The 25,922-nt window shown below is 67.7% G+C and carries 25 protein-coding genes; 4 read left to right on the top strand and 21 right to left on the bottom strand.

The window, feature by feature from the left end; translation table 11 throughout:
* Positions 1 to 42: 42 nt before the first annotated feature.
* The 11 genes from flgL to flgB form a co-directional block, all read right to left on the bottom strand.
* Positions 43 to 1,248 carry a flagellar hook-associated protein FlgL gene (gene flgL, locus M8A51_RS07750; RefSeq protein ID WP_251777636.1) on the bottom strand — a complete coding sequence of 402 codons (1,206 nt, stop codon included), beginning with the start codon at positions 1,246 to 1,248 and terminating at the stop codon, positions 43 to 45.
* A gap of 25 nt (positions 1,249 to 1,273) precedes the next feature.
* Complete coding sequence (gene flgK / locus M8A51_RS07745) at positions 1,274 to 3,181, bottom strand: flagellar hook-associated protein FlgK (protein WP_251777635.1); 1,908 nt, start codon at positions 3,179 to 3,181, stop codon at positions 1,274 to 1,276.
* Between the two features lie 7 nt (positions 3,182 to 3,188).
* Positions 3,189 to 4,061: a flagellar assembly peptidoglycan hydrolase FlgJ gene (gene flgJ, locus M8A51_RS07740; RefSeq protein WP_251777634.1), complete on the bottom strand. Its 873-nt coding sequence runs from the start codon at positions 4,059 to 4,061 to the stop codon at positions 3,189 to 3,191.
* 121 nt (positions 4,062 to 4,182) lie between these two features.
* Complete coding sequence (locus M8A51_RS07735) at positions 4,183 to 5,316, bottom strand: flagellar basal body P-ring protein FlgI (protein WP_251777633.1); 1,134 nt, start codon at positions 5,314 to 5,316, stop codon at positions 4,183 to 4,185.
* A 40-nt stretch (positions 5,317 to 5,356) separates the two neighbouring features.
* Entirely contained in the window at positions 5,357 to 6,037 is a 681-nt protein-coding gene (locus M8A51_RS07730; RefSeq protein ID WP_251777632.1) for a flagellar basal body L-ring protein FlgH, read from the bottom strand.
* A 17-nt stretch (positions 6,038 to 6,054) separates the two neighbouring features.
* Positions 6,055 to 6,837, bottom strand: coding sequence for a flagellar basal-body rod protein FlgG (gene flgG / locus M8A51_RS07725; protein ID WP_251777631.1), 783 nt, complete (start codon positions 6,835 to 6,837; stop codon positions 6,055 to 6,057).
* Between the two features lie 20 nt (positions 6,838 to 6,857).
* Entirely contained in the window at positions 6,858 to 7,592 is a 735-nt protein-coding gene (gene flgF, locus M8A51_RS07720) for a flagellar basal-body rod protein FlgF (protein ID WP_251777630.1), read from the bottom strand.
* 31 nt (positions 7,593 to 7,623) lie between these two features.
* Positions 7,624 to 8,976 carry a flagellar hook protein FlgE gene (flgE, locus tag M8A51_RS07715; protein ID WP_251777629.1) on the bottom strand — a complete coding sequence of 451 codons (1,353 nt, stop codon included), beginning with the start codon at positions 8,974 to 8,976 and terminating at the stop codon, positions 7,624 to 7,626.
* A 43-nt stretch (positions 8,977 to 9,019) separates the two neighbouring features.
* Complete coding sequence (locus tag M8A51_RS07710) at positions 9,020 to 9,688, bottom strand: flagellar hook assembly protein FlgD (RefSeq protein ID WP_251777628.1); 669 nt, start codon at positions 9,686 to 9,688, stop codon at positions 9,020 to 9,022.
* Between the two features lie 16 nt (positions 9,689 to 9,704).
* On the bottom strand, positions 9,705 to 10,109 hold the full coding sequence (flgC, locus tag M8A51_RS07705) for a flagellar basal body rod protein FlgC (protein WP_251777627.1): 405 nt from the start codon (positions 10,107 to 10,109) through the stop codon (positions 9,705 to 9,707).
* Between the two features lie 20 nt (positions 10,110 to 10,129).
* A complete protein-coding gene (gene flgB / locus M8A51_RS07700) occupies positions 10,130 to 10,540 on the bottom strand; it encodes a flagellar basal body rod protein FlgB (RefSeq protein ID WP_251777626.1) in 411 nt (136 codons plus the stop codon).
* A 191-nt stretch (positions 10,541 to 10,731) separates the two neighbouring features.
* On the opposite strand from flgB, the gene flgA reads away from it, so the two are divergent.
* The 3 genes from flgA to M8A51_RS07685 all read left to right on the top strand — a co-directional run bounded on the left by flgA (position 10,732) and on the right by M8A51_RS07685 (position 12,347).
* Positions 10,732 to 11,481 carry a flagellar basal body P-ring formation chaperone FlgA gene (gene flgA / locus M8A51_RS07695; protein ID WP_251777625.1) on the top strand — a complete coding sequence of 250 codons (750 nt, stop codon included), beginning with the start codon at positions 10,732 to 10,734 and terminating at the stop codon, positions 11,479 to 11,481.
* Between the two features lie 109 nt (positions 11,482 to 11,590).
* Positions 11,591 to 11,905 carry a flagellar biosynthesis anti-sigma factor FlgM gene (gene flgM, locus M8A51_RS07690; RefSeq protein ID WP_251777624.1) on the top strand — a complete coding sequence of 105 codons (315 nt, stop codon included), beginning with the start codon at positions 11,591 to 11,593 and terminating at the stop codon, positions 11,903 to 11,905.
* 46 nt (positions 11,906 to 11,951) lie between these two features.
* On the top strand, positions 11,952 to 12,347 hold the full coding sequence (locus M8A51_RS07685; protein ID WP_251777623.1) for a hypothetical protein: 396 nt from the start codon (positions 11,952 to 11,954) through the stop codon (positions 12,345 to 12,347).
* Positions 12,348 to 12,452: 105 nt separating this feature from the next.
* On the opposite strand, the gene M8A51_RS07680 is transcribed toward M8A51_RS07685, so the two are convergent.
* A complete protein-coding gene (locus M8A51_RS07680; RefSeq protein ID WP_251777622.1) occupies positions 12,453 to 13,580 on the bottom strand; it encodes a PEP-CTERM sorting domain-containing protein in 1,128 nt (375 codons plus the stop codon).
* Positions 13,581 to 14,140: 560 nt separating this feature from the next.
* On the opposite strand from M8A51_RS07680, the gene M8A51_RS07675 reads away from it, so the two are divergent.
* Positions 14,141 to 15,292, top strand: coding sequence for an AI-2E family transporter (locus tag M8A51_RS07675; RefSeq protein WP_251777621.1), 1,152 nt, complete (start codon positions 14,141 to 14,143; stop codon positions 15,290 to 15,292).
* Between the two features lie 31 nt (positions 15,293 to 15,323).
* Here M8A51_RS07675 and M8A51_RS07670 read toward each other — a convergent pair whose 3' ends face one another.
* From M8A51_RS07670 to motB, 9 genes are all read right to left on the bottom strand, one after another.
* Entirely contained in the window at positions 15,324 to 16,682 is a 1,359-nt protein-coding gene (locus tag M8A51_RS07670; RefSeq protein WP_251777620.1) for a methyl-accepting chemotaxis protein, read from the bottom strand.
* A gap of 42 nt (positions 16,683 to 16,724) precedes the next feature.
* The gene (locus M8A51_RS07665; RefSeq protein ID WP_251777619.1) at positions 16,725 to 17,438 is read right to left on the bottom strand and encodes an RNA polymerase sigma factor FliA; all 714 of its coding nucleotides are present in this window, start codon (positions 17,436 to 17,438) and stop codon (positions 16,725 to 16,727) included.
* A 19-nt stretch (positions 17,439 to 17,457) separates the two neighbouring features.
* A complete protein-coding gene (locus M8A51_RS07660; protein ID WP_251777618.1) occupies positions 17,458 to 18,270 on the bottom strand; it encodes a hypothetical protein in 813 nt (270 codons plus the stop codon).
* On the bottom strand, positions 18,263 to 19,822 hold the full coding sequence (flhF, locus tag M8A51_RS07655) for a flagellar biosynthesis protein FlhF (RefSeq protein ID WP_251777617.1): 1,560 nt from the start codon (positions 19,820 to 19,822) through the stop codon (positions 18,263 to 18,265). The genes M8A51_RS07660 and flhF overlap by 8 nt, the downstream gene beginning before the upstream one ends.
* A gap of 451 nt (positions 19,823 to 20,273) precedes the next feature.
* Entirely contained in the window at positions 20,274 to 22,355 is a 2,082-nt protein-coding gene (flhA, locus tag M8A51_RS07650) for a flagellar biosynthesis protein FlhA (protein ID WP_251777616.1), read from the bottom strand.
* A gap of 5 nt (positions 22,356 to 22,360) precedes the next feature.
* Positions 22,361 to 23,515, bottom strand: a complete 1,155-nt coding sequence (locus tag M8A51_RS07645; RefSeq protein ID WP_251777615.1) for an EscU/YscU/HrcU family type III secretion system export apparatus switch protein — start codon at positions 23,513 to 23,515, stop codon at positions 22,361 to 22,363.
* 377 nt (positions 23,516 to 23,892) lie between these two features.
* On the bottom strand, positions 23,893 to 24,519 hold the full coding sequence (locus tag M8A51_RS07640; RefSeq protein ID WP_251777614.1) for a protein phosphatase CheZ: 627 nt from the start codon (positions 24,517 to 24,519) through the stop codon (positions 23,893 to 23,895).
* A gap of 13 nt (positions 24,520 to 24,532) precedes the next feature.
* The gene (gene cheY, locus M8A51_RS07635) at positions 24,533 to 24,925 is read right to left on the bottom strand and encodes a chemotaxis response regulator CheY (protein WP_251777613.1); all 393 of its coding nucleotides are present in this window, start codon (positions 24,923 to 24,925) and stop codon (positions 24,533 to 24,535) included.
* Between the two features lie 37 nt (positions 24,926 to 24,962).
* Positions 24,963 to 25,922 (bottom strand): flagellar motor protein MotB, encoded by a 960-nt coding sequence (gene motB / locus M8A51_RS07630; RefSeq protein WP_251777612.1) that lies wholly within the window; start codon positions 25,920 to 25,922, stop codon positions 24,963 to 24,965.

Below are 25,922 nucleotides of genomic sequence, written 5' to 3'. Positions count from 1 at the left end.
GCAGCAGCCTTCTTCTCTACGCGCAGCACCGCTGCACGCCACTCAACCCAGGTACTGGAACAGCGACAGCCGCTGCACCTGTGCGTAGGTTTTCAGAACGGCATCGTAGCCGGTTTGCTTGCTCTGAAAGTCGCTGATTCCCTGCACCATGTCCAAATCTTCCGCATTTGAGCGTTCTGTTTTTGCATGGAGTTCCGTGGCGCTGAGCCGGTCGGCAACGCTCTCGGCCCGGTTGAGCGTGTCGCCGACAGCGCTGCGCACCGATTGCAGCCGCCCGAGCACCGCGTCGACGTCGCGCAGGCCGTGCGCGACGGTCTGCGCGACGTCGGAGCTGTGGGCGAAAGGCTCGCGCAGTTCAGCGATCGCGCGGTCGAGCGCATCGAACACCGTCAACGACTGCGTGCTCGGCACGGTGCGGAATTCGTCGCCGTTGGCCGGGGCGCCGCTGACCGTGAACGACATGCCGTCGATCTCGATCGCCGTGCCGGCCTGGTAAGGGCCGGTCACCGGCGCGCCATCGACGGTGCCGTCGAGTTGACGTCGCTGGATCGAATAGGTCGTGACGCTGCCCGCGACGTTGAAGGTGATGTCGTAGCGGCGGTCCTGGATCGCCGAGGGATCGGACACGCGTCCGACGTCGATCCACGCAGTGCCGTTGTCGGTGACCACCTGGGTCTCGAACACGCCATTGCCGGTCGGCGCCCGCATCCAGGCGTTCGCGCCGTTGACGGTGATCGGCAGCACCTCCCCGGCCGCCACCGAGCTCTCGCCGTCGAGCCCACGGAACTGCACGCCACCCGCGGTGTCGACGAAGGGGGCACCGTTCGAGCCTTGCCCTGAGAACAGGTAGGTCCCCGCCCCGTCCTCGCGATTGGCAATGGCGAGCAACTGGTTGCGGTACAGCTGCAGCTGATCCGCCAGGCCCCGCCGCTCGGCGTCGGTATAGCTCGCGTTACCGGCCGCGACGATGCTTTCGCGGGCCGACTGCACGGCCGACACCGCGTCGCCAAGCGCGCCTTCGGTCAGCTCCATCGCCGTGCGGCTGGCTTCGACCGAGCGCTGCGAGACGGCGGCCCGCTCGGCCGAGGCCAGCGAACGCTCGGCACGCGCGGCGGCTGTCGGATCGTCACTCGCACGCAGCACGCGCTTGCCGGTGGTCAGCCGGGTCTGTGAATCGGACAGATCCTGCTGGCGCTTCTGCAGGTTGGCGATCGAATTCTCGTAGGCCTGGGCCGTCGCGATACGCATGGTGGAAGGTCCTCAGTCTGTGTCGTCAGCCGGCGGCGGTCTGCAGCAGCGTGTCGAACACCGACTGCGCGATCTGCAACACCTTGGCTGCTGCCTGGTAGCTCTGCTGGAACTGGATGAGCCGGGCGGCTTCTTCGTCGAGGTTGACGCCGGCCACGCTGGTGCGCGCTGCATCGGCATCGTTGGCGATTGCCTGGGACATCTCGGCCGAGGCCTTGGCACCCTGCACGCGGATGCCCACCGAGGCCATCACGCTCGCGTAGGCGTCGGTCACCGTTTCACCGCCCGTCGGCACCCCGCCCGAGAGCTGCTGACCGACCATCGGTGCATCGCGCAATGCGAGCATGCCCAACGCGTTGCCATTGTTCGAGGGCGTCACGGTCGCCGGGTCGATGCGTACGCGGTCGCCGGCCTGCGGCGTGCCGCTCAGGCGCAGCTCCCAGCCGTTGATGACGATCGGCTCGCCGGGCGTCAACGTCATCGACGGCGCGCCGGTCACGGTGCCGCTGATCGTGAAGGTGGTCGGCGACGTAAAGGTCAGCTCGATGGGCTGGGCCAGGTTGGCGTCGGCCTGCTTCGGAATCAGGCTCGTGATCGCAGCGGTACCCGCATTGTCGACGTTCACCGTCGCGATCACCGGCGAGGCGACCGCGAGCCCCCGCGGGTCGGCCAGTTCGCGCTGCACGTCGCGCGCCGCCAGGCGCGTGGCTTGCAGCAGGAAGCGGTCGCCTTCGGCCGGTGTGCCGCTGGGCACCGTGATGGTCACCCCGTCGAATTCCGCGCCGGGCGTGTACGGACTGCTGGCGCCGTCGGACAGCCGAGTGATCTGCCAGGCACCGCCCTGGTAGCGCAGCTCGTAGTCGCTGGCCCGCAGCAGGTTGGCCGACGTGACCGCCAGGCCGACGGAGGCGCTGCCCGTGTTGTTGACGTTCGGCAGCGCTCGCGGCGGATCGGTCGAGAACAGCGCAGCCCCCGGGTTGCCGTTCTGGTCGAGACCGAGCGCGTGCTGTCCGTTGATGGCCGACGAGAACGCCAACGCGAGCCGACCCAGTTCGTTCTGCGCAGCGGCGAGGTCGTTGCGCTGGAAGCGCAGCAGGCCGGTGATCGAGCCGCCCGTCAGCGCGGCCTCGGGCACGACGCGATCGACGCCTCCTTCGCGCACGCCGAGCCTGGTGATGCTCGCGTCGTATTCGTCAGGAATTGCGCGCAGCTCCAGCGCGTTGTTGCCCAGCACGAAACGTTGGCCGCCGCCGAGGAACAGGCCGACCGTGCCGTCGTCGGCCGGAATCTGCGTGACCTGCACGTACTTGTTCAACTCGCGCACCAACTGGTCGCGCTGGTCCAGCAGGTCGTTCGGCTCGTGTCCGAGGCCTTTCACGCGTGCGATCTGCTGGTTCAGGTCGGCGATGCGGCGGCCCAGCTCGTTGGCGGCAGCCACCGAAGTCTTCAGCTCCTGCGTCACCCCGGCCTGCAGGCTGGTCAGCTCTTCGGATGCAGAGCGAAAACGCGATGCCAGTTCTTCCATGCGCGACAGCGCTACCTGGCGGGCGGACGAATCGCCCGGCTTGCTGGCGAGGTCGGTGAAAGCATTGAGCACCTGCCCGGCGGCATAACCGAGGCCGGCCTCGCCGAGGTCGAACACCTGTTCCAGCCGCTGCAGCTGCGTCAGGCGCGCCGTGTCCATCGACGCCACCGCCTGCGTCGTGGCCGCCTCGCGCGTCAGGAACGCGTCGTGCGAACGAGTGACGGTGGTGATGTTGACGCCGTTGCCGAAGAAGCCCGCGCCGCTGAACTGCCCGCCCGCGGTCTCGAGCTGCACCGTCTGGCGCGAATAGCCGGGCGTGTTCGCATTCGAGATGTTCGCCGCCGCGGTGTTGAGCTGGGCTTGCGCGGCGTACATCGCGCGCGTGCCGAGGTTGATCATCCCTGCCATGGCGTCCTCACATCACCGCGCGCTGCAGGCGCAGTGTGGTGTTGATGATCCGTTCGAGCTTGTCGGCGTACGCCGGGTCGGTGGCGTAGCCGGCCTTCTGCAAACCCTGCGCGAAACCTTCGGCCGTCTGGCCGCGTCGCACCACGTCGGCATAGCGGTCGTTGTTCTTCAGCAGCCGCGCATAGTCGCGGAAGGCGTCTTCGTACGAGTCGTAGGCGCGGAATTTCGCGGTCACCTTGCGCGGCTGGCCGCCCACGTATTCGGTGGTCGTGATCTCGGCCACCTTGCCGGTCCAGCTGCCGGTGGCCTTGATGCCGAACAGGTTGCGCGACGACGACCCGTCGGCCATGCGGATCTCGCGCTGGCCCCAGGCCGATTCGTGCGCGGCCTGGGCCAGCACGAACTGCGCGGGGATGCCGGTTTCCTGTGTCGCCACCTGCGCCGCGTCCCAGTGCTCGCGCAGGAAATCGCCCTGCCGGCCCGGTGCGCGCGGCGCCGCGATGTCCTGCGGCATCCGGGCAAAGCGTGCCGGCAGGCTGCGGGTCAGCTCGGCGCTGGTGGTCGCCTCGGCGCCGCCCATCTGGCGCGACAACTGCTTCGCGATCAGATCGGCCAGCCCGCCGGGCAGGCCGCTCATCTGCGTCGCGTACTGCGTGTCCAGCATGTCGCTGGCCATGTCCGAGCCTTCGCTGTCGAACATGCCCGACTTCATCGTCGCCTCGCGCATGCTCTTCATCAGCTCCTGCATGAACACGGCCTCGAACTGCTTGGCGGCTTCCTTGATGGCCGCCTTCGGGTCCTTCGCGGCGGCGCTGCGCAGCGAGTCGAGCGACTTCACATCGCTCGTCAAGCCCTGCGGCGGCAGATTCACCGGTTTCATGCCGTCCGTCCTGCCTTGAACGCAGCGGCCATATCCGAGCGGACACCGCAGATCCGGCTTTGCCGGTCTGCTGGTGTCGCCCCCTCGAAGGGGGCGCGCGAAGCGCGTAGGGGGTGGGCCATCAAATCACCTCCAGCTCGGCCTGCAGCGCCCCTGCGGCCTTCATCGCCTGCAGGATCGCCAGCAGGTCCTGCGGCGTCGCGCCAAGCGAGTTCAACGCCTTGACGACGTCGGTCAGCTTGGTGCCGGCCGGCATCTCGATCAGCGAGCCGGCCTGCTGCGAAATCTGGATGTCGGCGCGCTCGGCCACCACCGTCTGGCCGCCCGACAGCGGCCCCGGCTGGCTGATCACCGGCGTCGAGCTGATGCTCACGGACAGGTTGCCGTGCGCGACGGCGCAAGCGCCGAGCGTCACCGCCTGGTTCATCACGACGGATCCGGTGCGCGCATTCAACACCACCTTCGCTGCCGGCGCCGCCATGTCGATGGGCAGGTTCTCGATATCGGCCAGGAAGGCCACGCGGTCGCCGCCCGCCAGCGGCATGCGCACGCGCACGGCGCGGCCGTTGAGTGCTTCAGCCACACCGTCGCCCTTGGCGCGGTTGATGGCCTGCACCACCTGGCGCGCGGTGCTGTAGTCGTCGGCGCTCAGGTCCAGCTGAATGTGATCGCCATGCTGCAGCGGCGTGGGCACGCTGCGCTCGACCGTCGCGCCGTCCGGGATGCGGCCGGCGCTCAGGTGGTTGATCTGCACCTTGCTGCCGCCTTGCGAAGCGCCGGCGCCGCCGACGATCAGGTTGCCCTGCGCCAGCGCGTAGATCTGGCCGTCGGCGCCCTTCAGCGGCGTGGCGATCAGGGTGCCGCCGCGCAGCGACTTGGCATTGCCCATCGACGAGACGTTGACGTCGATCGGCTGGCCGGGCTGGGCGAAGGGGGGCAGTTGGGCGGTCACCATCACCGCGGCGACGTTGCGCAGTTGCATGTTGGTGCCGGGGGGAATGGTCACGCCCATCTGCTGCAGCATCGCGGCGATGCTCTGCGTCGTGAAGGGCGTCTGGGTGGTCTGGTCGCCGGTGCCGTCAAGGCCCACCACCAGGCCGTAGCCGACCAGCTGGTTGGTCCGCACGCCCTGCACGGCGGCGACTTCCTTGATGCGCAACGCCTGCGCGGACGCCGGCCACCACAGCGCGGCGCTGGCGAGCACGGCCGCCAGGACGACGGCACGGCGCAGGAGCTTCTCGGGGGTGATCTTCATCGGCGGACTTTCCTCAAGCTTGAGGAAAGTGTCACCGCCATCACAACGGCAGAACGCTCAAAAAGAACCGTGCGAGCCAGCCAATTCCCTGCGCTTCGGCCTGCTGGCCCTGGCCCTTGTACTGGATGCGCACATCGGCGATCTGGGACGAGGCCACGGTGTTGCCGGCCTGGATGGAGCGGGGATCGACTCGCCCGGAAAAGCGCATCACCTCGACGTTCTTGTTCAGGCCGATCTGCTTTTCGCCGGCGATCACGAGGTGGCCGTTCGGCAGCACCTCGATCACGGTGGCCGTGATGGTGCCGGTGAAATTGTTGGACGCCTCGGTGCCGCCCTTGCCCTGGAAGGTGTTCGACGACGAGCCGGAAGCGCTGGCCCGGTTGAACGAATTCGGGTTCAGGAACGGCAGGGCCGTGACGCCGGCCTCGATGCTGCCGGTCTTGTCGACCGTGGTCGACGACTTCTGGCTGGCCTGCACGCGTTCGACGATGTTGATCGTCAACGTGTCGCCCGCCAGCCGCGCGCGGTGATCCTCGAACAGCGGCCGGTAGTTGACCGCCTGGAAGATGGCGCCATTGCTGGCCTGCACGTCGGGCACCGGCCGCGGACGCATGGTGCGCTGCTCGGCCACCTCGACCTTGGGGTCCAGGGTCTCGCAACCGGTCGACAGCAGCGACAGCGCGCACAGCGCCGGCACGAGCAGCTTGCGGGATGTGTTCATCTTGCGTCTTTGGTTCGTCAGATCTGGCTCAGGCGCTGCAGCATCTGGTCGGACGTCTGGATCGCCTTGGAGTTGAGTTCGTAGGCGCGCTGGGTCTGGATCATCGCGACCAGTTCCTCGACCACGTTGACGTTGGAGGTCTCGAGCGCGCCCTGTTGCAGCAGGCCCAGGCCGTCGCTGCCCGGCGTGCCGGCTGTCGGCGTGCCGGAGGCCGCCGTCTCGGTGTACAGGTTCTGCCCGCGCGGCTCGAGGCCGCCCGGATTGACGAAGCTGGCCAGCTGCAGGTTGCCCAGCACGACCGGCTGGGCCGACCCGCTGACGACGGCGCTGACCGTACCGTCCGGCGCGATCGTGAGGCTCTGCGCGTTCGGCGGTACCGTGATGCCGGGCGCCACCGCATAGCCGTTGTTGGTGACCAGTTGGCCGTTGGCGTCGGTCTTGAACGCACCGTCTCGGCTGTAGGCGGAGGTGCCGTCCGGCATCTGGATCTCGAAGAAGCCGTTGCCGTTGATGGCAACGTCGAGCGTGTTGCCGGTCTGCTGCAGGTTGCCCTGCGCGAAGCTGCGCGCCGTGGCGACTGCGCGCGTACCGAGGCCGACCTGCAGGCCGGTCGGCAGGCTGGTCTGCTCGCTCGAGTTGGCGCCGCTCTGGCGCAGGTTCTGGTACATCAGGTCCTCGAACTGCGCACTGGCCCGCTTGTAGCCGGTGGTGGCCGCGTTCGCGAGGTTGTTCGACACATGGTCGAGTTGCACCTGCTGGGCTTCCATGCCCGTCTTCGAGATCCACAGCGATCGCATCATGGCGTCGGCTCCTTGCTACTTCACGTTGCGTTGTTGGACAGCAGGCTGCCGGCCGCCTGCTCGTTGCGTTCGGCCGTCTGCAGCATCTTCATCTGAGCCTCGAACTGCCGCGCCGCGGCAATCATCGAGACCATGGTGTCGATCGCACTGACGTTCGAGCCTTCGAGCGCCCCGTCCTGCACGCGGGCATTCGGGTCGGCAGGCAGGTCTTCTCCCTGCGCCGAGCGGAACAAGCCGTCGGTGCCGCGCTGCAGCGGCTCTTCGGGGGTGACCAGCTTGAGCCGTCCCAGGGGCGTGACCGGCCCGGTCGGGCCCTTCGCGCTGACGGTGCCGTCGGCCGCGATCGCGACCGTGGCGTTGTTCGGTACCTGGATCGGCCCGCCGTCGCCGAGCACGACCAGGCCGTTGTGGGTCATCAGCGTGCCGTCGGTGCCGACCGTCATCGCGCCGTTGCGCGTATAGGCTTCAGTGCCGTCCAGCGATTGCACCGCCAGCCAGGCATTGCCCTGCATCGCCACGTCGAGCGGGCGGCCGGTGTTGGTGATCACGCCGGGCGCGTCGCTGTGGCCGAGGGTCGTCTCCAGCGCGTACACCCGGGTGCTGGCGCCGTCGCCGCGCACCGGCACGGCGCGAAAGGCCTGCAGCTCCGCGCGAAAGCCGGTCGTCGAGACGTTGGCGAGGTTGTTCGCCAGCGACTCCTGCCGCTGCATCGTGGCCTTGGCCCCCGACATCGCGAGGTAGATCATGCGGTCCATGTGCGGCTCCGGCGTCTAGGGGTGCGGTACGTCAGCGCAGGTTCACCAGCGTCTGCAACACCTGGTCCTGCGTCTTGATGGTTTGCGCGTTGGCCTGGTAGTTGCGCTGTGCGGTGATCATGTTGACCAGTTCACCGGTCAGGTCGACGTTCGACTCTTCCAGGGCGCCCGCCTGCAGAACGCCCATGTTGCCGGAGCCCGGCACGCTCAGCGTCGGGTCACCCGAGGCGAAGGTGCCGATCCAGGCATTGCCGCCGATAGGCTGCAGGCCCTGCGGGTTGCGGAAGGTGGCCAGTTCGACCTGGCCCGCGGCGCGCGACTGCCCGTTCGAGAAACGGGCCATGACGACGCCGCTGTCGTCGATCGTCACGCCGACCAGCTGGCCGGGCGCGAACCCGTTCTGCGTCAGGTTGGTCACGCCGAACACGGTGCCGTACTGTGTCGCGCTGCCCATGTTCAAGTCCACGCCGGTGATCGGCAGCGTGGTGCCGCCGTCGGGCCGCGTGGTGGCGGGAATGTCGAGCGGAATGCGGCCGTCGGTGGAGGTGCCGCCGCCGCCCATGAAGTACTGAATGTTGCCGCCGCCGGTGGCAGTCGGGTTGCCGCCGGTGGTCGGGAAGTTGATCGTCGCGACCGGTGCAGGGTTGCCGCCGCCATCGGTTCTCAGAGGCGTACCGCTGGCGGTGGCATAGACGTTCCAGGTATTGGCCGCCGTCTTTTGCATGTAGTAGGTCACCGCGACGTCCTGACCGAGCGAGTCGTACATCGTCACCGAGGTGGCGTTGTTGTAGCTGGTGGGGTCGTTGAAGTTGATGTTGGTCGCGGTCGGGCCCGTGACGGCCGCTCGCGAGTCGACATTGAATTCGAGTTGCACGCCGCTGGTGGCCTGGGGGTTGATGCCGGCCGTCGGCAACTGGATCGGTCGGGCCTGCTGCGGCGCGATGATGCCGTTGGTGTCGGCCATGTAGCCCAGCAGCACCTGCTGCTGGTTGTTGACGATGAAGCCGTTGCGGTCGACCTTGAACTGGCCGTTGCGGCTGTACATCGGGGCCCCGTCCATCTGCGGCGTCGCGTTCGGCGCCGCGTTCGGGTCACGCACCACGTTGGCGATCTGGAAGAAGCCCGAGCCGTTGATCGCGAGGTCGAGCGCGTTCTCGGTGGTCGTGATGTTGCCCTGCGAGAACTGTTGCGCCACGGTGCTCAGCGCGACGCCGATGCCGATGTTGCCGGCACCGGTGCCGTTCATCGCCGCGGCGTAGACGTCGGCGAATTCCGCCCGGGCCGTCTTCGCACCGAAGGTGTTCGCGTTGGCAACGTTGTTGCCGATCACGTCGAGGTTCTTGCTGGAGGCGTTCAGCCCGGAGAGGCCTTGTTGGAAACCCATGGTGCGAGTCCTTTCGGATGGAATGCGTTGATCTGGCAGGCCGTCAGACGACCGCCTTGACCTTGTCGTAGGAGACCGTGCTGCCGCTGTACAGGTCGAGTTCGAGCGAGCTGCCGTTGGCGCTGACCGCGCCGACGGTGTCGCGCGTATAGGTAGTGACGGGGATGCTGCTCTGGCCGGAGGTCGCGGTCATGCGGTAGCTCACGACTGCGGGCACATCGTCGACGTCCTCGGGCTTCCACTGGAAGTGATGCCGGCCCTGCTCCATTGCGCCGAGCTCGATGGTGTCCAGCACCTTGCCGCTGGCGTCGAGCACTTCGACGGTGACCTTGTCGGCCTTGCCGGCCAGCTCGAAGCCGGCGCGGCCCTGGCCCTCGACCATGTACATGCTGCTGCCGGGCACCAGCACGTCCCGGCCGACCAGCGACGCGCCCTGCATCGCCTGCGCCTGCACCATCTGCGACATCATCGAGGTGATGCTGGTGTTGAGCTTCTCGATGCCGGTGACGGTGTTGATCTGCGCCATCTGGCTGGTGACCTGCGCGTTGTCCATCGGGTTCAGCGGGTCCTGGTTCTGCATCTGCGCGACCAGCATCGTCAGGAAGCGGTCCTGCGCCGACACCTCGGACTTCTTCTTGGTCGACGTCGCCTCCCCCATGTTCTCCAGCCCGGTGGTGCCGGAAGTGACGTTGCCGTTGACGGTGGTGCTCATGAATGCTGTTCCTCGTTCACTGGCCCATCTGCAGCGTCTTCAGCAGCAGCGATTTGGCCGTGTTCATCACTTCGACGTTGTTCTGGTACGACCGCGAAGCGGAGATCATGTTGACCATCTCCTCGACCGCGTTGACGTTGCTGTAGGTGACGTAGCCCTCGGCGTCGGCCTGCGGGTGCTGCGGTTCGTGCACGCGGCGTCCGGGGGTCTGGTCCTCGGCGATCTGGTTGACCTTCACACCGGCGGCGCCCTGCTCGCCCATCAGCACGGTCTGGAACACCACCTGCCGCGCCTTGTAGGCCTGCCCGTCGGGGCCGGCCACGCTGTCGGCGTTGGCCAGGTTGCTCGCGACGACGTTGAGCCGCTGCGACTGCGAGCTGACCGCGCTGCCGGAGATGTTGAAGATCTTGAACATCGACATGGCGTGCTCCTCGATGGCCCTCACTGGCCGGTGATGGCGGTCAGCATCGTCTTGACGCTGCCGTTGATGAAACGCAGCGTCGCTTCGTAGCGCACCGTGTTGTCGGCGAAGTTGGCGCGCTCGCGGTCCATGTCGACGGAGTTGCTGTCGAGATTGGTCTGCGCCGGCTGCGCGTAGTTCAGCTCGACCGGAGGCCGGCCGTTCACCGTGTTGGAGATGTGTCCTGGCGCCGTCGTCGCGACGGCGGACGCCGCGCCGGTCCCGCCGGTGCCCACCGCCTGGCGCAACGCCGCGGCGAAGTCCATGTCGCGCGCGACATAGCCCGGCGTGTCGGCGTTGGCGATGTTGCTGGCGATCAGGCGTTGCCGCTCGGCGCGAAGCACGAGCGCTTCCGTCTGGAAGTTCAGCGTACTGGTGAGTCGGTCGAGCATGGCGATCAGCCCTCTGGTCTGGCACTGCGGAAGTCGGGCACCCGCTCGGCGCGGATGCTCGTATCGATGTCAGCCATTGTCTGGATCGGCCAGCGGAACATGAGCGCGAATAGCGGGCCAAAACGCGCCCAATTCGGCGCCTGGCGCGGCCCGGGTCTATTTACAGTCAACCCGTCACATTCAGTTTCGCCATGCCAACCCTCGCGTCTGCCCTCACCGTCCTCGCCCGTCGCTTCGCCGCGGCGGCGACACTGTGCGCGCTCGTGACGACGGGCGCCCAGGCCAGTGACGAGCTCGACATCGAAGGCAGCGTGCGCACGCTCGCCGAGGCGCACGCTGCCAAGGCGGGCCCCAACGGCACGGGCGCCGGCATGCCCCGCATCACGCGCGTCGAGGTCCAGGTCGGAGAGTTCGACAGCCGGCTGAAGCTCGCGCCCTGCCGGCGCATGCAGCCCTACCTGCCGCCCGGGCTGAAGGCCTGGGGGCCGACGCGCATCGGTGTGCGCTGCGTGGAAGGCCAGAAGCGCTGGAACGTCTTCCTGCCCGTCACCGTCCGGGTGTTCGCCGAGGCCTGGGTTGCCAGCGCGCCGCTGTCGGCCGGCGTGCTGCTCGCGCCGTCCATGGTGCGACGCGCCGAGGTCGACCTTGCGGCCTCGCCATCGCCCGCGGTGCTGGACTTGTCCCAGGCGGTCGGCCGCAAGCTTGCCACCCCCCTGTCTGCGGGGGAGGCCCTCAGGTCCGGCCATTTGCGGCCGAAACAATGGTTTGCGGCGGGCGACACTGTGAAAGTGGTGGCGCGCGGGCGCGGGTTTTCAGTCAGCGGCGAGGGCCGGGCCCTGATGGCAGGGCTCGACGGCCAGTCGGTGCGGGTGCGCACCGACGCGGGCCGCGTGCTGACGGGCGTGGCGCGCGCGGAACGAACCGTCGAGATACGGCTGTGAAGCGGACTTTCAAAAAAATCGGGGTCAGCCCTAAAGTCCGGCGCACCGGTGACGAAATACCGTCCATGGCGGACAGGAAAGCTTCCGCCCAGCGGTCAAGGAGAAGCTCATGAAGATCGGCAACCCCATCGAGAAGCCCGCCGTCAATGGCGGCAGCGGCGCTGCGTCGCGCCCGGGGGTCGGCGAAGCCGGCGGTACGGCCAAGCCGGCTGCCACCGGCGGGCCCGCCAACGAAAGTGCCACGGTGCAGCTGTCGAGCACGGCGGCAAGCCTGATGTCGGGCACGCCGGATTTCGACGCCGAGAAGGTCAACCAGGTTCGTCAGTCGATCGCCGATGGCAGTTTCAAGATCAATGCGGAAGCCATCGCCGACAAGCTGATCGCCAACGCCCGCGAACTGCTGGATCGCAGCAATTCGCACTGACGCGCCGCCCTTCCTTCCGCCTTCAACCGCCAGTGCAATGCATCCCATGACCGCCGCCCCGATCTCCGATGAACGCCAGCTCGAACCTGTCGTGCTGGCGGTGGAAGCGCGCCTGCAGGCGCTCGGGCAAGCCTTGCTGCAGCGTGACAGCGCTGCCGTCGAGCAATCGGCCTCCGAGCTGCACCGCGCATTGACGGATGCGGTCGACGCCTTCCGGCTCGCGGCTCGCCAGGGCGCAGTCGCGCCGGCGCTGCGCCAGCGCCTGATGAGCGCGACCGGCCAGGTCGCCGCACAACGCGAGAGCTTGGCGCGCGCCACCGCCGCGCTCGACCGCGCGATGGACGTGCTGCTGCCGCGCTCGCAAGACGCGGTCTACTCGGCGCAGTCCGGCGTTTCGGCCTACACAGCGGTTCCCCGCAGCCAGCGTTCAGCCAGCGCCTGACGCACGCTTGCTCCCGGCGCGCACTTGCTGCGCAAACAACAACGCCCGCTCGAAGCGGGCGTTTTGCCTGGGTGGGCCGCCCCACGGCGGCGTGCAGCGAAACGCTCAGGCCGCCTTCAGCGCCCGGTGCCGACGGCGGGTGCGCCATGCCAGCGCCCCGAGGCCTGCCACGAACAGCGCCAGAGTCTCGGGCTCGGGTGCCGGCGACAGCAGCACGGTGCGGCCGTCGGATGCATAGGCGAGGATCTGCCCGGACGCGTTGATGTCGCGCGCATCTCGGATGTCGTAGCCGGCGGGCTTCAGGACGGTGTTCAGGAAGGTCTTCTGACCCTGCTCCCAGAGGAAAGCGCCCTCGCCCACCGTCAACCCGACGACGGTGCCCGCGTCGTTGATCGCATGCGCATAGCTTTGCGCCGACGGATCACCGGCATCCAGGTCGACGAGACCGGTCTCCGGGTTCCAGACGAAGGCGTGCGGGGTCTCTTCGGTCCAGCACAGGCTGTCGTGGCATACCTCGGTGGGGTTGGTGCCGGCTGTGCCGACCACCCACCCCTGGTTGTTGATGTCCGACGGGCCGGACCAGCTGCCATCCAGCGTGCCGAACTCGGACTGCTGGCCGTCGCTGAACCGCACGAAGGGCGTCACCGGGCTGTAGTGGTGGCCCAGGATGCTGCCCTGGTCGTTGATGTCCGTCGGGAAATAACCCACGCCCCGAGCTTCGTCGCCGAGCGCGACGGGCTGCAGGCCGCCGTTCTCGTTCCAGGTGTAGATGCTGTCGGCCGCCGAGAAGCGCACCTTCAGCAACACCGTGCCTTGCCGGTTGATACCGACCGCTTCGCCGTACAAAGCGCTGGCAGGCAGGTCGATCGCCCGCATGCCGCGACCTTCGCTCCAGACAAAAGGCGTCGCCGGTGCGCCGTTGCCGTAGGAATGGCCGACCACCACGCCGTTGCTGGAGATGGCCGCCGGCTGCACCCAGGCGCCGCCGGGGGTGCCGAGTTCGCGAAAGCCCTGCTTCGCATCCCAGACGAAGCCGGCGAAGCCGCCGCCGGTGCGCTCGCGGGTGCCGACCACCTGCCCGGCATCGTTCAGGCTCACACCGCTGACGTGACCCAGGTCGGTCACGGTGTAACGGTGGGCGTGCGTCGTGGCCGCCCCAGCGACGGTGGTCATGGCCGCGAACACTGCACCCGCCAGGATGGGAGCGAGCCGCCGTGTGATGGTCCCCTGCATGGAAGCCTCTCTTGCTGTAAGAAAACGCGATGTGGAACAACAGCCCATGCAAGCGTCCCACATGCTGGTTTCACGGGGCTGTGCAGGTCTGCAAGTACACACATAGGAATCATCATGGAACGCCCTGGAAAGGGTTGTTACCGAAGGTGGCGCGGGTGCAGGCAAGCAACGCCAAAGGGCGTTTTTCGTGAGGCAAACCACGAAACGCGCGGGCTGCCCCCCCTGAACAGGGGTGGTACGCGTCGCCGATACGTCGCGTCCCGGAGACGAAAAACCCAACGCCATCAAAGGCTGACCGGGACATGGCGGACATTCCGGCCTTCGGCCGGGACGCCGGGCGTCCGGGCCGGAAGCGGCGAAGGCCGAGGGATCGGTTCGATCCTTCACAAGCGTCATCGTCCGGGTGCGGCCGACACTCGTTCAGGCATGTCGATTGCTATGGCCATTGCGCCGCCGGCCTGCGCATCACGGCCGACCACGGAGACCACGGAGACCACGGCCATGATTTTCTCGTTCCATGGGTTCCCCCATCTGGCCTCGCGGGCCGGGACCCGACCCGCATGACGCCCTCGCCGGTCAATGCCGACGGATGGTTGACGCGCGCCCGCGTGCAGTTGATCGCGCTCGCCTCGCTGACGGCGCTGGTGCTGTATCTGTGCTACCTGATCACGCTGCCCTTCCTGCCGGCGCTGACTTGGGCGGTGGTGCTTGCAGTGATTGCCCACCCGCTGCACGAGCGCATCCGCGACAAGGTGCATGGCAAGTCGGTCGTCGCTGCCCTGGCGGTGCTGACGGTGACGGTGGCCTTGGCGGTGCCCACGGTGCTGGTGGTGCGCGAGATCGCCCAGCAGGCGACCGAGAAAGTCGAGAAGATACGCGGCGATCCGGCCGAGAAGCTGTGGTCGGAGACGAAGCAGCGCTATCCCCGCTTCGTTCCGCTGATGCGCTGGGCCGAACGCGAGATGAAGATCCGCGAGCAGATGACCCGCTTCTCCGAGTACGTGCTCGAAGGCGCGCGGCGCTTCGTTTCCGGCTCGGTGTATGCCGTGGTCGGAGGCCTCGTCACGTTGTACCTGCTGTTCTATTTCTTCCGCGACAAGGAAAAGACGCTCTCCGCGCTGCGCCGGCTGGTGCCGCTGTCGCCGCGCGAGACCGAACAGGTGTTGCACGGCGTGCGCGACACCATCTACGCCATCGTCTACGGCACCTTGGTCGTCGCGCTGGCGCAGGGCCTGCTCGGCGGTCTGATGTTCTGGTGGCTGGGCCTGCCGGCGCCGCTGCTGTGGGGCGCCGTGATGGCCTTTCTGGCGATCCTGCCGCTGCTCGGTGCCGCCATCGTCTGGGTCCCCGCGGCGATCGCGCTGGCCTTCGAGGGGCAATGGGACAAGGCCCTGCTGCTGACGGCCTGGGGCAGCATCGTCGTCGGGTTGATCGACAACCTCTTGTATCCCATCCTCGTGAAGAACCGGCTGCGGCTGCACACCGTGCCGGTGTTCATCGCCGTGATCGGCGGGCTGCTGGTGTTCGGCAGTGCGGGTGTCGTGCTGGGGCCGGTGGTGCTGGCGGTCGCGATGGCGCTGCTGGAAGTCTGGCGCCGGCGGCTGGCACTCACCGAGCTGCCGGAAGCCCTGCCCCAGCATCCGCCCTCCGACGAGGCGGCACCGACGGCCTCCGCCGAGGCCACGCCGGCGAAGCACCTGGCCGACGCGTAAGCGGTGGCTCGAGCCCGGCGCTGCCGGGCTGTCAGAACGCGATCGCGAAACGCAAGCCGCCCCAGTGGCGCCCGCCGACCGTGATCGGCGCGGCGATCTCCTTCATCAGCACGAACTTGCCGCCGCCCATGTCGCGCCGGTAGGTCTGCAGCAGGAAAGGCTTGTGGTTGCGCGCCGAGGCCAGTGCCGTGCGGTCATTGAAGATGCGGCGGTTGCGGCAGTTCGCGGCGTTCCACACCGGGTCCCCGCGCCGCTGCGCGTGGCTGTACTTGCGGTTGTGTGTCGGCAGGTAGCCGTTGCGGTCGACCGCCGCACAGTAGAAGGTCTTGCTCGACATGCCGAGCAGGCGCTCCTGCACCGGCGGAAACAGCCGGTCCGTCAGCTCGGCGAAGCGCGTCATGTGCTGCTGCGGATTGGTGCCCTCGATCGCGCGGTAGTTCTCGTCGAACAGGTCGGCCATCGAGATCTTTCCTTCGCGCAGCGCCCCGTCGAGCAGTTGGCTGAGCTCGGCCGCCCCCTGCTGGGCGGCCTTGATGAAGGCCGAATCCTCGGTCTCGATGCCGCATGCGGCGATCACCTCCATCAGGTGCTCGCTGACCTTGAGGAAGGCTTCGCTGCGCACCATTGCGTTCTGCAACGCTTCGGTCGCCTGGCGCGATTCACGGTCGATCAGGCTCATGTGCCCGCTCATCGCATCGCTGACGCCGCGGCTTTCGCAGGCGGCCTCCGTGATGTGGTGCACATCGGTCTCGACGGCCGTCAAGGCCTTGTGGAAGGCGCCCTGGCGACCGGCACTTTCGTCGGTGCGAATCTCTCGGGACAGAGCGTCGATGCGCGAGTCGAGCGTGCCGACGGTGCTCATGATCTCCTTCGACGAAGCTTCCACCTTGGCGGCCAGGTCCTTGACCGCATCGGCCACGACACCGAAACCGCGGCCCGCTTCGCCGGCCCGCTTGGCCTCCACCGAGGCATTGAACGCCACCAGCCGGGTCTGTATCGCGATCTGCGTGATCTGCTGCGCGGCGTTCGCCACCTCGCGCAGCGTGTCGACGATCGCGCCGACCTCGCGGCCGACTTCCTCGACCGCCTGGCGGGCCTGGCCGACCGATCGCAGGCTCTGCTCGCTGAAGCTGCCGATCGCGGCCTGCGAGCGCTGGATACCCTGCAACTGCTGCGCGAGCGAACCAACCGCCTCGGTCTGGCGCGACGAGATCCGGATCGTGTCGTCAATCACGCCGCGCACTTCGGCCGCTTCGCGTCCGAGGCCGGAGGCCTCTTTCTGCAGCGACTGCACCAGCGCGCGCGCGTCGATGGCCGGCGCGCCGGGCATCTCGTCCACGCGCGAATCGTTCGCGGGCACCGGCGCAGTCTTCTTGAACACCGCAAGCATGCTTGTCTCCTATGGGAGGTGGGAGGGTCTGTTGCCCTCGCGTCACCACTCTCGCAGTTTCACTCTCAAACGGGCGATCGACTGACTGTGCAGTTGGCAAACCCGTGATTCGGTCACGCCCAGCACGGCGGCGATCTCCTTCAGGTTCATGTCGCGTTCGTAGTACATGCTCATGACGAACTGCTCGCGCTCGGGCAAGGTCTTGATCGCTTCGACCAGCGCCTCGCGCAGCCGGTAGTCGTTGAGCTGGCTCAACGGGTCGGCTTCCTTGTCGGCGACGTGGCGGTCCAGGTAGTCGTCGTCGCCGTTGTCACTGCTCATGTCTTCGAGGTAGACGAGCTGGGTGCCGCGCACCTTGTTCAGCAGGTCCTGGTATTCGGTCAGCGAAACTCCCATTTCCTTGGCGATCTCGCTTTCGTGCGGCGCACGGCCCAGCTTCTGCTCGAGCCGGTGCACGGCGGCCTCGATCGACCGTTGCTGCTTGCGGGTGCCGCGGCTCATCCAGTCCGCGCCGCGCAACTCGTCGAGCATCGCACCGCGGATGCGCTGCGTCGCGAAGGTCTCGAACTGCACGCCTTGGGCCGCGTCGAAGCGGCTGAGTGCATCGTTCAGGCCGATCATGCCGACCTGGATCAGGTCGTCGATCTCCACATTGGCCGGCAGCTTCGCGATCATCTGATGCGCGAGCCGCCGCACCAGCGGGCTGTACTGCTTCAGCATCGAAGGGGTGTCGAGGCGGCCTTTGGCGGTGTACATGTTCTTGCGCTCCGATGGATCAGTTGAACGCGTGGTGGGCGGCAGCGCTGGCCGCTTGTGCAGGGGGCAACGCGCCCCAGGCGCTGCCCTCGCCATCCTGGAGCGAGAACGGCAGCGCGTAGTGCAGCAGGCTCATCGACAGCTGGTGCAGTGTCTGCGCCAGTGTCGGTTCGTCGTTTTCGGCGGTGCTGGTCACGGCGGCCAGCTGGGCCTCGCCGCGCAGGAAGTCCCCGACGCAGCGCATCAGGCGCAGTGCTGCCGGCGGCACGCCCAGCGACTGTTCGGCGGTGTCCATCACGATGGCGTGGTGGAGCAGTCCGGCCTGGCGCGCCAGGATCTTGATCGACGCGTAAGCATGCGTGACGGCGTGCGGGTCGTCGCCGCCCAGCACCAGCGGGCGCACGCGGCGTTGATCGAACAGACCGGCCAGAACACTCGCATCGGCATGGAACAGCACGACATCGGCCGACGGTGCCGCTTCGCGCAGCGCCTCGAACAGCAGCGTCGAAGCCCCCTCCGCCTGGCCGAAGAAGGCGAGCGTCGGGCCGGCCGCGAGCACTGAGGTGTAGGGGTCGAACTCGTCGATCCACTGGCCGAGGTCGAGGTCGCGTGCGATCGCGCCGGCCACATCGACGCCGCTGCCGTAGGGGCCTTGCACGGCATCGATCACCAGCGTGTGCAAGCCTTGTGCAGCCAGCCCCTGGCACAGCCCTTCGAGCAGGACATGGCTGCCCGGCACGTGCGGGTTGGCCGTCACCGGCAGCAGGTGCACGGTGTGGTGGGCGAACAGTCGGCGCAGCCCGTGCGCCTGGTCGAAGCCGCGCTCAAGCATGCAGGCCTCCGGTTTCGATGCCGGCACGCTGCGGCGGCGCCGTGAACACCAGATTGACGTCGTCGCTGTCCATCCGGTAGGCCGAGCTGCCGCCGCCGCGCAGCGCGCGGTGCACCAGGGCCTGTGACGACATTCGGTGCCAGTCTTCCGGCACGCGCTGGCCGTTGGCGACACCGACGACCTTCAGCTTGTGGCGGATCATCGCGTCGAGCGCGGGCCCCAGCTTGACGGCCTCGTCGAGCTTGGACAGCACCACACCCTTGCACTGGTTGGCGCGGTAGGAGATCAGCACGTCCTCGATCGTCTCGCCCTGCGAGGACGCGTTGGCCACCAGCAGGCGCTGGATGCTGCGATGGCCGACCATCTCCAGCAGTTCCTGGGTCCGGCTGTCGCGCTGCGCGATGCCGGCGGTATCGATCAGCACCATCTTCTTGGCCGACAGCAGGTCGAGCAGGTCTTCCAGCGCCGAGCGGTCATGCGCGGTGTGCACCGCGACGCCGATGATGCGGCCATACGCCCGCAACTGTTCATGGGCGCCGACGCGATAGGCATCGAGCGTGATCAAGCCGAGATTGGACGGGCCGTACTTGGCGGCAAAGGCGGCTGCCAGCTTGGCGGTCGACGTGGTCTTGCCGACACCGGTGGAGCCGACCAGCGCGTAGACACCGCCCTGGTCTTCCAGCGGCGCTTCGCCTTCGCCGGTCAGCAGGTTGCGTTGCAGCACGCCGGCCACCCAGGCGTCCAGATCCGCCACGTCGGCCGGCGTGTTGGCCGCCAGCTTGCGGATCAGCGCCGGCGAGAAGCCGCAGTCCAGCAGCTTCTGCGTCAGCTTCGCCTGGTGCGGGTTGCGCTGCAGCTTTTCCATAAAGGCAAGCGCGCCGAAGCGTTCCTCGATCAGGCCCTTCATCTCGCGCAACTCGTTGAGCATGGCGCGCTGTTCCTGGTCGTTGCCGCCGGCCTGCGCGAGCGACGGCACTGCGGCGGCGACGGGCTGCCAAGCCGGAGCGTCGTGCAGCGACGGCACCGGTGCCGCACGGGAGGGGGCCGGGCGGCGGTCGATCATCGGCGCAGCCGGCGCATCGGGCTGTGCGGTCTGTTCCTGTGCAAGCCGTTCCGCCTTGCGCAGCGCAGCACGCTCGGCCAGGCGCTGCTCGAGCGGCTGGGCAGCGGCCGGGACGGCAGGTGCAGCGGCGCGCGGCGACGGCATCGCCTCGGGTGCCGCAGGCGGCTGGATGGCGGCCTGGCGGCGCTTCAGCATGCGTTCGCGCACGTAGTCCTGGAACGACAGCGTGCTCATGGCCAGGCGTTCGACGTCGCGCTCCACCGGCGCCGGTTTGACCACGCGGGTCTCGACGGCCGGTTTGGCCGGCGCCGCGGGCTGCTTCGCGTCGAACTTCTCGATTGCGGCGACGCTGTCAGGCTCCATGGCCAGCACCTCGACGCCTTCGTTGCAGGGGCGGGTCGACAGGATGACCGCGTCTTCGCCGAAGGCCTGGCGCACCTGCACCAGGGCATCGCGCGAAGTGCGGCCCACAAATCGCTTCACATTCATGACCGCCCCTCGTTCGCGGAGTACCCCGACCGATCCCCCGAGGGGATCTCGCCCGCCTTGGGGCGGCCCGGCGTCGGGCTCGAACACGACCGCCCCTCGTTCGCGGAGTACCCCGATCGATCCCCCGAGGGGATCTCGCCCGCCTTGGGGCGGCCCGGCGTCGGGCTCGAACACGACCGCCCCTCGTTCGCGGAGTACCCCGACCGATCCCCCGAGGGGATCTCGCCCGCCTTGGGGCGGCCCGGCGTCGGGCTCGAACACGACCGCCCCTCGTTCGCGGAGTACCCCGACCGATCCCCCGAGGGGATCTCGCCCGCCTTGGGGCGGCCCGGCGTCGGGCTCGAACACGACCGCCCCTCGTTCGCGGAGTACCCCGACCGATCCCCCGAGGGGATCTCGCCCGCCTTGGGGCGGCCCGGCGTCGGGCTCGAATGGGTGTTCACGGCATCAGTCATGCTGCTCCTCCGATGATCGAACCGATCCGGATGGTGTGGGTGTCAGGAATCTCGCTGTGGCCCAGCACCGCCAGGCGGGGCGCGGCGCGCTTCAGCAGGCGCGCCATCGGCGCGCGGATCATGTCGGGCACCAGCAGGCAGGCGGGCACGCCCATGTCTTCCTGCTTCTTCGAGGCGTTGGCTGCCGAGCGGGTCAGCGTCTCGGCCACGCCGGGGTCGAGTGCAGCGCCGTGCGGCGAGGTCAGGGCCTGGGTGATCAGCCGCTCGAGTTCGGGTTCGATCGCGATCACGTCGAGTTCCTTCACCGCGCCGTAGATCTGCTGCACGATGGCCGGCGCGAGGCTCACGCGGATGCGCTGGGCCAGGTCCGACGGGTCGGTGACGGTGCCGTGCTCTGCCAGGCTTTCGACGATGGTGCGCATGTCTCGGATGTGGACGGACTCTTCCAGCAGCAGTTGCAGCACCCGCTGGAGCGTGGCGACGCTGACCATCTTCGGCACCACGTCTTCCATCAGTTTCGGAGCGAGCTTCGTCACGTGTTCCACCAGTTGCTGCGTCTCTGCGCGACCCAACAACTTGGCCGCGTGGACTTGCATCAAGTGTGAAAGATGGGTCGCCACCACGGTCGAGGAATCAACGACCGTAAATCCGGCCATTTGGGCGCTTTCTTTCTGGCGCTCCTCGATCCAGACGGCAGGCAGCCCGAAGGCCGGATCGGTCGTCTGCGTGCCGATCAGCGGCGTCGTCGCGTGGCCCGGGTTGATGGCCAGGGACATGCCGGGGAAGCACTCGCCCTCGCCGATCACCGCGCCGCGCAGCGTGATGCGGTACATGCTGGGCTTGAGCTCCAGGTTGTCGCGAATGTGCACGGCCGGCGGCAGGAAGCCGACGTCCTGCGCGAACTTGCGCCGCACGCCCTTGATGCGTGCGAGCAGGTCGCCCTGGCGCTCCTTGTCGACCAGCTGGATCAACCGGTAGCCGACCTCCAGTCCGAGGATGTCGACCGGCTGCAGGTCGTCCCAGGTGGCCTCGGCGTTCGGGTTGGGCTGCGCGGCGCCGGCGGCCGGCTCCGGCGTGCGCTTGGCGCGTTCGTTGCGCTGGTGCATCCAGTACGCGGCATAGCCCAGGCCGCCCGCAATCGCCAAAAAAGTCACATGCGGCATGCCGGGGATGATTCCCATGAAGCCGATCACGCCGCCGGTGATGCCCAGCGAGCGGGGCGAGCTGAACACCTGCCGCATGATCTGGCTGCCGACGTCCTGCTCCTTGCCGACCCGCGAGACGACCATCGCCGCCGCGATCGAGATCAACAGCCCCGGGATCTGTGCGACCAACGCATCGCCGACGGCGAGCAGGATGTAGCTGTCGGCCGCCTGGCCCAGCGACAGGCCGTGCTGCGCCACGCCGACGATCAGCCCGCCGATGACGTTGATGACCAGGATCAGCATGCCGGCGACCGCGTCGCCGCGCACGAACTTCGAGGCACCGTCCATCGAGCCGAAGAACTCGGCCTCCTCGCCCACCTCGGCACGGCGGCGCTTCGCCTCCTTCTCGTCGATCAGCCCCGCGTTCAGATCGGCGTCGATCGCCATCTGCTTGCCGGGCATCGCGTCCAGCGTGAAGCGCGCACTGACCTCGGCGATGCGCTCGGCACCCTTCGTCACGACGATGAAGTTGATGACGACCAGGATCGCGAAGACGATCAGGCCGACCGCGAAATTGCCTCCGATCAGGAAGTGGCCGAACGACTCGATGACCTGACCCGCTGCGCCGGTGCCCGTGTGCCCTTCCAGCAACACGACACGGGTGGACGCCACGTTCAGCGACAGCCGCAGCATGGTGGTCAGCAGCAACACCGCCGGGAAGGCCGCGAAGTCGAGCGGCCGCACCATGTAGGCCGACACCATCATGACCATCAGCGCCAACGCGATGTTGAAGGTGAACAGCACGTCCAGCGCGAACGGCGGCAGCGGCAGCACCATCATCGCGAGGATCATGATCACCACCAGCGGCGCCGCGAGCATCTTGATCGGCACCGCGCCGAGCACGGACTGGAATGGACGCAGGGTCGGGTTCATCGGGGTCAGGCCTCTTCAGGGGTCTTGCCGTGGTGGGGATCCATCTCGACCGGCACGTTCAGTTCGGGCAGGGCGCCGGGCATCGGTGCGCGGCCACCCATGGCGGCGCGCAGCTGGTACACGTAGGCGAGCACCTGCGCCACCGCGCCGTACAGCGCCATCGGGATCTCGCGGTCGATGTCGGCGTGCGCGTAGAGCGCGCGCGCCAGCATCGGCGCCTGCAGCACCGGCACCTTGTGCTCCTTGGCGAGGTCGCGGATCTGCATGGCGATCAGGTCGGCGCCCTTGGCGACGAGGCGCGGGGCTCCCATCGTCGCTTCGTCGTACTTCAGCGCCACCGCGTAGTGGGTCGGGTTCATCACGACCAGGTCGGCGCGCGGCACCTCGGCCATCATCCGGCGCTTGACCATCTCACGCATGCGCGCCTTCATCTTGACCTTGACCTCCTGGTTGCCCTCGAGCTCCTTGTGCTCCTGCTTGGCCTCCTGGTGCGACATCTTCAGCCGCTTGGCCAGCAGGTGGCGCTGCAGCGGCACGTCGACGACGGCCGACAGCGCGAGGATCAGCAGCATCAGCGCCAGGCCCTTCAGCATCACCTGTCCCATTTCGGCGATCGCCGTGGGCAGGGCCATGCCGAGCGCGAGCTGGAAGGCGTCGAGATGCGTATAGAGGTACAAGCCCCCCACGGTGCCGATGGCGACCGCGAAGCTGCTGGCCTTCAGCGCCTCCAGGATCTGCTCCTTCGAGACGACACGACCGAGGCCGCTGATCGGGTCGAGCTTCGAGAACTTGGGCGCGAGCGGCTTGAGGGTCCAGTTCCATCCGCCCGAGGCAATGTTCGCCGCCACCACACCGGCCGCCATCACGGCGCCGAGCGGCACCGTCACGACCAGGAACTTGCTGGCCGCCGCCCCGAGCCGTTCGGTCATCTGCGCCGGCGAGGCGAGGTCCGCGGCCCGAAAGCTCAGTTCGTTGCTCAGCAGGTCCTGCAGCCAGCCGGCCAGCCACGGCGCCCCGATCGCCAGGGCGGCCAGACCCGCACCGACGATCAGGAAATGCCCGAGATGTCGCGAACGCGCGACCTGGCCGTCCTCGCGCGCCTTTCGGATCTTGCGCTCGGAAGCTGGCAGGTTGCGGTCTTGCTGGTCTTGGTCGGCCATGGCGATGGAAGGGGAGTCCTCGCCATTGTGTGAAGGCCGCCGGAATTCTTAAGCGCGAATAGAAGGAGGGAAACCGCGCTTTTGCCGGCCCGGGAAAAGGCTGGCAGGATGGGTTTCAATCCCCCGGTGAACTTTCGAACCGAGGGCAGGCCGGCGGGCAAAGCCCCATCGAAGAGCCAGAAGCCCGCGCGCGGCTTGTGCCGGCCCAGTGAACGCCACGGAACCGGCTTTGCCGGGCCGTAGGCGTTGCCCCCTTGAGGGGGCGGGCGCAGCCCGTAGGGGGTGGGCCAACAACCAGCAAAAAAAACGCCCTGCCTCTACGTGCAGGGCGTTTCCCCCTCTCCATGGCCCACTCAAGGGCCGGGTTCTCTCGATACTCAGAATCCGAGGCTGGCCAGCAGGTCGTCCACCTGCTCCTGGTTCGCCACCACGTCGGTTCGCCCTTCCGGGTTCACCACCGGCCCGTTCAGGAAGGTCTGCTCGACCTTGGGTGCATGCCCCGGCGGTGCTGTCTTCAGCAGCAGACTGACCAGTTGGTCCTCGATATCTGCGGCAAGCTTCACGACCTTGGCAACCACCTGGCCGGTCAGGTCGTGGAAGTCCTGCGCCATCATGATGTCGGTCAGGTGCTGGTCGATACGCGCAGTCGCGGCATCGACATCGCCGACGAAATTCATCACGTCGCCGCGCGCCACCGCCTTCACCGGGTCGGCGACGATCGCCTCGGCGATGCGACGGGTCTCGGCAGCCACGCGGCCCTGCTCGGCCTTGGCCTGGTCGACCAGGTTCAGCACCTTCTCGGCCGCTTCGCCGGTCTTCTCGGCGATGTAGGTCAGCCGGCTGCGGGCGTCCGGCAGGCTGTCGGTGATCTCGCCGAGGCGCGGCATGAAGCCGAGCTGCGTCAGCGTGTCGTGCAACTGGCGGGTCATCTCGCCGAGCTGCTGGTACACCTCGGGTGAGGTGGTGGCAGCAGGGGCTGTATCGGGCATGTTCTGGGGCTTCATCGCGGGGCCTTTCTTACTTACCCAACTTCTGCATGATCTTCTGGACTTTTTCTTCCAGCGTCGCTTTCGTGAAAGGCTTCACGATGTAGCCCGCCGCGCCGTCCTGCGCTGCTCGCACGATGTCTTCCTTGCGTGCTTCGGCCGTCACCATCAGCACGGGCAGATGCTTCAGCGCGTCGTCCTGCTTGATGTTCGCCAACAGCTCGAAGCCGTTCATGTTCGGCATGTTGATGTCGCTGACGACGAAGTCGTAGGCGCCGTTCTTCAGCATCTGCAGGGCAACGGCGCCGTCTTCGGCTTCTTCCGCGTTCTGGTAGCCGATCTCCTTGAGCAGGCCCCGCACGATGCGGCGCATGGTCGAGAAGTCGTCGACGATGAGGAATTTCATGTCGGCTGCGGTGCTCATGGGCAGGGTCCTCGGGGAGAAAAGGTGTTCGGTGTGTTTATCGGTTGACCGGCGTCAAACTTGAGGGCCGGATGTCCGGAATGCCGGGTAACGGCTCGGACGGCACCGCCGGCGGGCTCACGTCGCCGCCGAGCTCGTGGCGCTCTTCGGCTTCCTGGTTCATGACAATGATGCTGATGCGGCGATTCGCGGGGCTCATCGGGTTGTCCTTGTCGAGCAGCGAACTCGACGCCAGGCCCAGCACCCGTACCACCTGCCGCTCGTTCAGACCGCCGGCGATCAGTTCGCGGCGCGATGCGTTGGCGCGGTCGGCCGACAGTTCCCAGTTGCTGTAGCCGCGCTCGCCCGAGCTGTACGGCGCGGCGTCGGTGTGGCCGGCCAGCGTGATTTTGTTGTCGACCTCGGCCAGCGACTTGCCGACCTCGCGCAGGATCTGCCGCATGTGGTCCTTCACCAAGGCGCTGCCGGAATCGAACATCGGCCGGTTCTGCGCATCGACGATCAGGATGCGCAGGCCGTCAGCGGTGATGTCGAGGCGTATCTGCGAGGTGAACGGAGCGAGCTGGGGGTTGTTCGTCAGCGCGCTTTCGATGCGCTGCTTCAGCTGTTCCATCCGCTGCATCTCCAGGCGCTTCTGGTTCTCCTTCAGCGCCTGCAGGTTGACCGTCTTGCGACGCGCGTCGATGTCGCCCATCTTGACCTGGCCGGTGGTGCGCGACAGATCGGTACCGCCGCCCTTGATGACGTGCGACGAGTCGCCCGAGCCGCTGCCGCCGCCGAGCAGCGACACCTTCAGCGGCGAGTTGAAGTAGTCGGCAATGCCCTTGCGGTCGCCCTCGGTGGTCGAGCCCAGCAGCCACATCAGCAGGAAGAAGGCCATCATCGCGGTGACAAAGTCCGCGTACGCGATCTTCCAGGCGCCGCCGTGGTGGGCATGGGCCGCCTTCCTGACGCGCTTGACGATGATCGGCTGCAGTTTCTTGGAGTCCCCGGCCAT

Source organism: Caldimonas mangrovi (genome assembly GCF_023721835.1).
GTDB lineage: Bacteria > Pseudomonadota > Gammaproteobacteria > Burkholderiales > Burkholderiaceae_C > Caldimonas > Caldimonas mangrovi.
This window is presented reverse-complemented; position numbering and strand designations above follow the sequence as displayed.

Excerpts from the sequence above, each read along its gene's own strand:
- M8A51_RS07735 (WP_251777633.1), bottom strand. The coding sequence starts at position 5,316 with ATGAAGATCACCCCCGAGAAGCTCCTGCGCCGTGCCGTCGTCCTGGCG.
- flgA (WP_251777625.1), top strand. The coding sequence starts at position 10,732 with ATGCCAACCCTCGCGTCTGCCCTCACCGTCCTCGCCCGTCGCTTCGCC.
- M8A51_RS07665 (WP_251777619.1), bottom strand. The coding sequence starts at position 17,438 with ATGTACACCGCCAAAGGCCGCCTCGACACCCCTTCGATGCTGAAGCAG.
- flgG (WP_251777631.1), bottom strand. The coding sequence starts at position 6,837 with ATGATGCGATCGCTGTGGATCTCGAAGACGGGCATGGAAGCCCAGCAG.
- M8A51_RS07680 (WP_251777622.1), bottom strand. The coding sequence starts at position 13,580 with ATGCAGGGGACCATCACACGGCGGCTCGCTCCCATCCTGGCGGGTGCA.
- flgB (WP_251777626.1), bottom strand. The coding sequence starts at position 10,540 with ATGCTCGACCGACTCACCAGTACGCTGAACTTCCAGACGGAAGCGCTC.
- flgK (WP_251777635.1), bottom strand. The coding sequence starts at position 3,181 with ATGGCAGGGATGATCAACCTCGGCACGCGCGCGATGTACGCCGCGCAA.
- flgM (WP_251777624.1), top strand. The coding sequence starts at position 11,591 with ATGAAGATCGGCAACCCCATCGAGAAGCCCGCCGTCAATGGCGGCAGC.
- motB (WP_251777612.1), bottom strand. The coding sequence starts at position 25,922 with ATGGCCGGGGACTCCAAGAAACTGCAGCCGATCATCGTCAAGCGCGTC.
- flgC (WP_251777627.1), bottom strand. The coding sequence starts at position 10,109 with ATGTCGATGTTCAAGATCTTCAACATCTCCGGCAGCGCGGTCAGCTCG.
- M8A51_RS07645 (WP_251777615.1), bottom strand. The coding sequence starts at position 23,515 with ATGGCCGACCAAGACCAGCAAGACCGCAACCTGCCAGCTTCCGAGCGC.
- M8A51_RS07660 (WP_251777618.1), bottom strand. The coding sequence starts at position 18,270 with ATGCTTGAGCGCGGCTTCGACCAGGCGCACGGGCTGCGCCGACTGTTC.
- flhA (WP_251777616.1), bottom strand. The coding sequence starts at position 22,355 with ATGAACCCGACCCTGCGTCCATTCCAGTCCGTGCTCGGCGCGGTGCCG.
- flgF (WP_251777630.1), bottom strand. The coding sequence starts at position 7,592 with ATGGACCGCATGATCTACCTCGCGATGTCGGGGGCCAAGGCCACGATG.
- flhF (WP_251777617.1), bottom strand. The coding sequence starts at position 19,822 with ATGAATGTGAAGCGATTTGTGGGCCGCACTTCGCGCGATGCCCTGGTG.
- flgE (WP_251777629.1), bottom strand. The coding sequence starts at position 8,976 with ATGGGTTTCCAACAAGGCCTCTCCGGGCTGAACGCCTCCAGCAAGAAC.
- M8A51_RS07675 (WP_251777621.1), top strand. The coding sequence starts at position 14,141 with ATGACGCCCTCGCCGGTCAATGCCGACGGATGGTTGACGCGCGCCCGC.
- M8A51_RS07710 (WP_251777628.1), bottom strand. The coding sequence starts at position 9,688 with ATGAGCACCACCGTCAACGGCAACGTCACTTCCGGCACCACCGGGCTG.
- M8A51_RS07730 (WP_251777632.1), bottom strand. The coding sequence starts at position 6,037 with ATGAACACATCCCGCAAGCTGCTCGTGCCGGCGCTGTGCGCGCTGTCG.
- flgL (WP_251777636.1), bottom strand. The coding sequence starts at position 1,248 with ATGCGTATCGCGACGGCCCAGGCCTACGAGAATTCGATCGCCAACCTG.
- M8A51_RS07670 (WP_251777620.1), bottom strand. The coding sequence starts at position 16,682 with ATGCTTGCGGTGTTCAAGAAGACTGCGCCGGTGCCCGCGAACGATTCG.
- cheY (WP_251777613.1), bottom strand. The coding sequence starts at position 24,925 with ATGAGCACCGCAGCCGACATGAAATTCCTCATCGTCGACGACTTCTCG.
- flgJ (WP_251777634.1), bottom strand. The coding sequence starts at position 4,061 with ATGAAACCGGTGAATCTGCCGCCGCAGGGCTTGACGAGCGATGTGAAG.
- M8A51_RS07685 (WP_251777623.1), top strand. The coding sequence starts at position 11,952 with ATGACCGCCGCCCCGATCTCCGATGAACGCCAGCTCGAACCTGTCGTG.
- M8A51_RS07640 (WP_251777614.1), bottom strand. The coding sequence starts at position 24,519 with ATGAAGCCCCAGAACATGCCCGATACAGCCCCTGCTGCCACCACCTCA.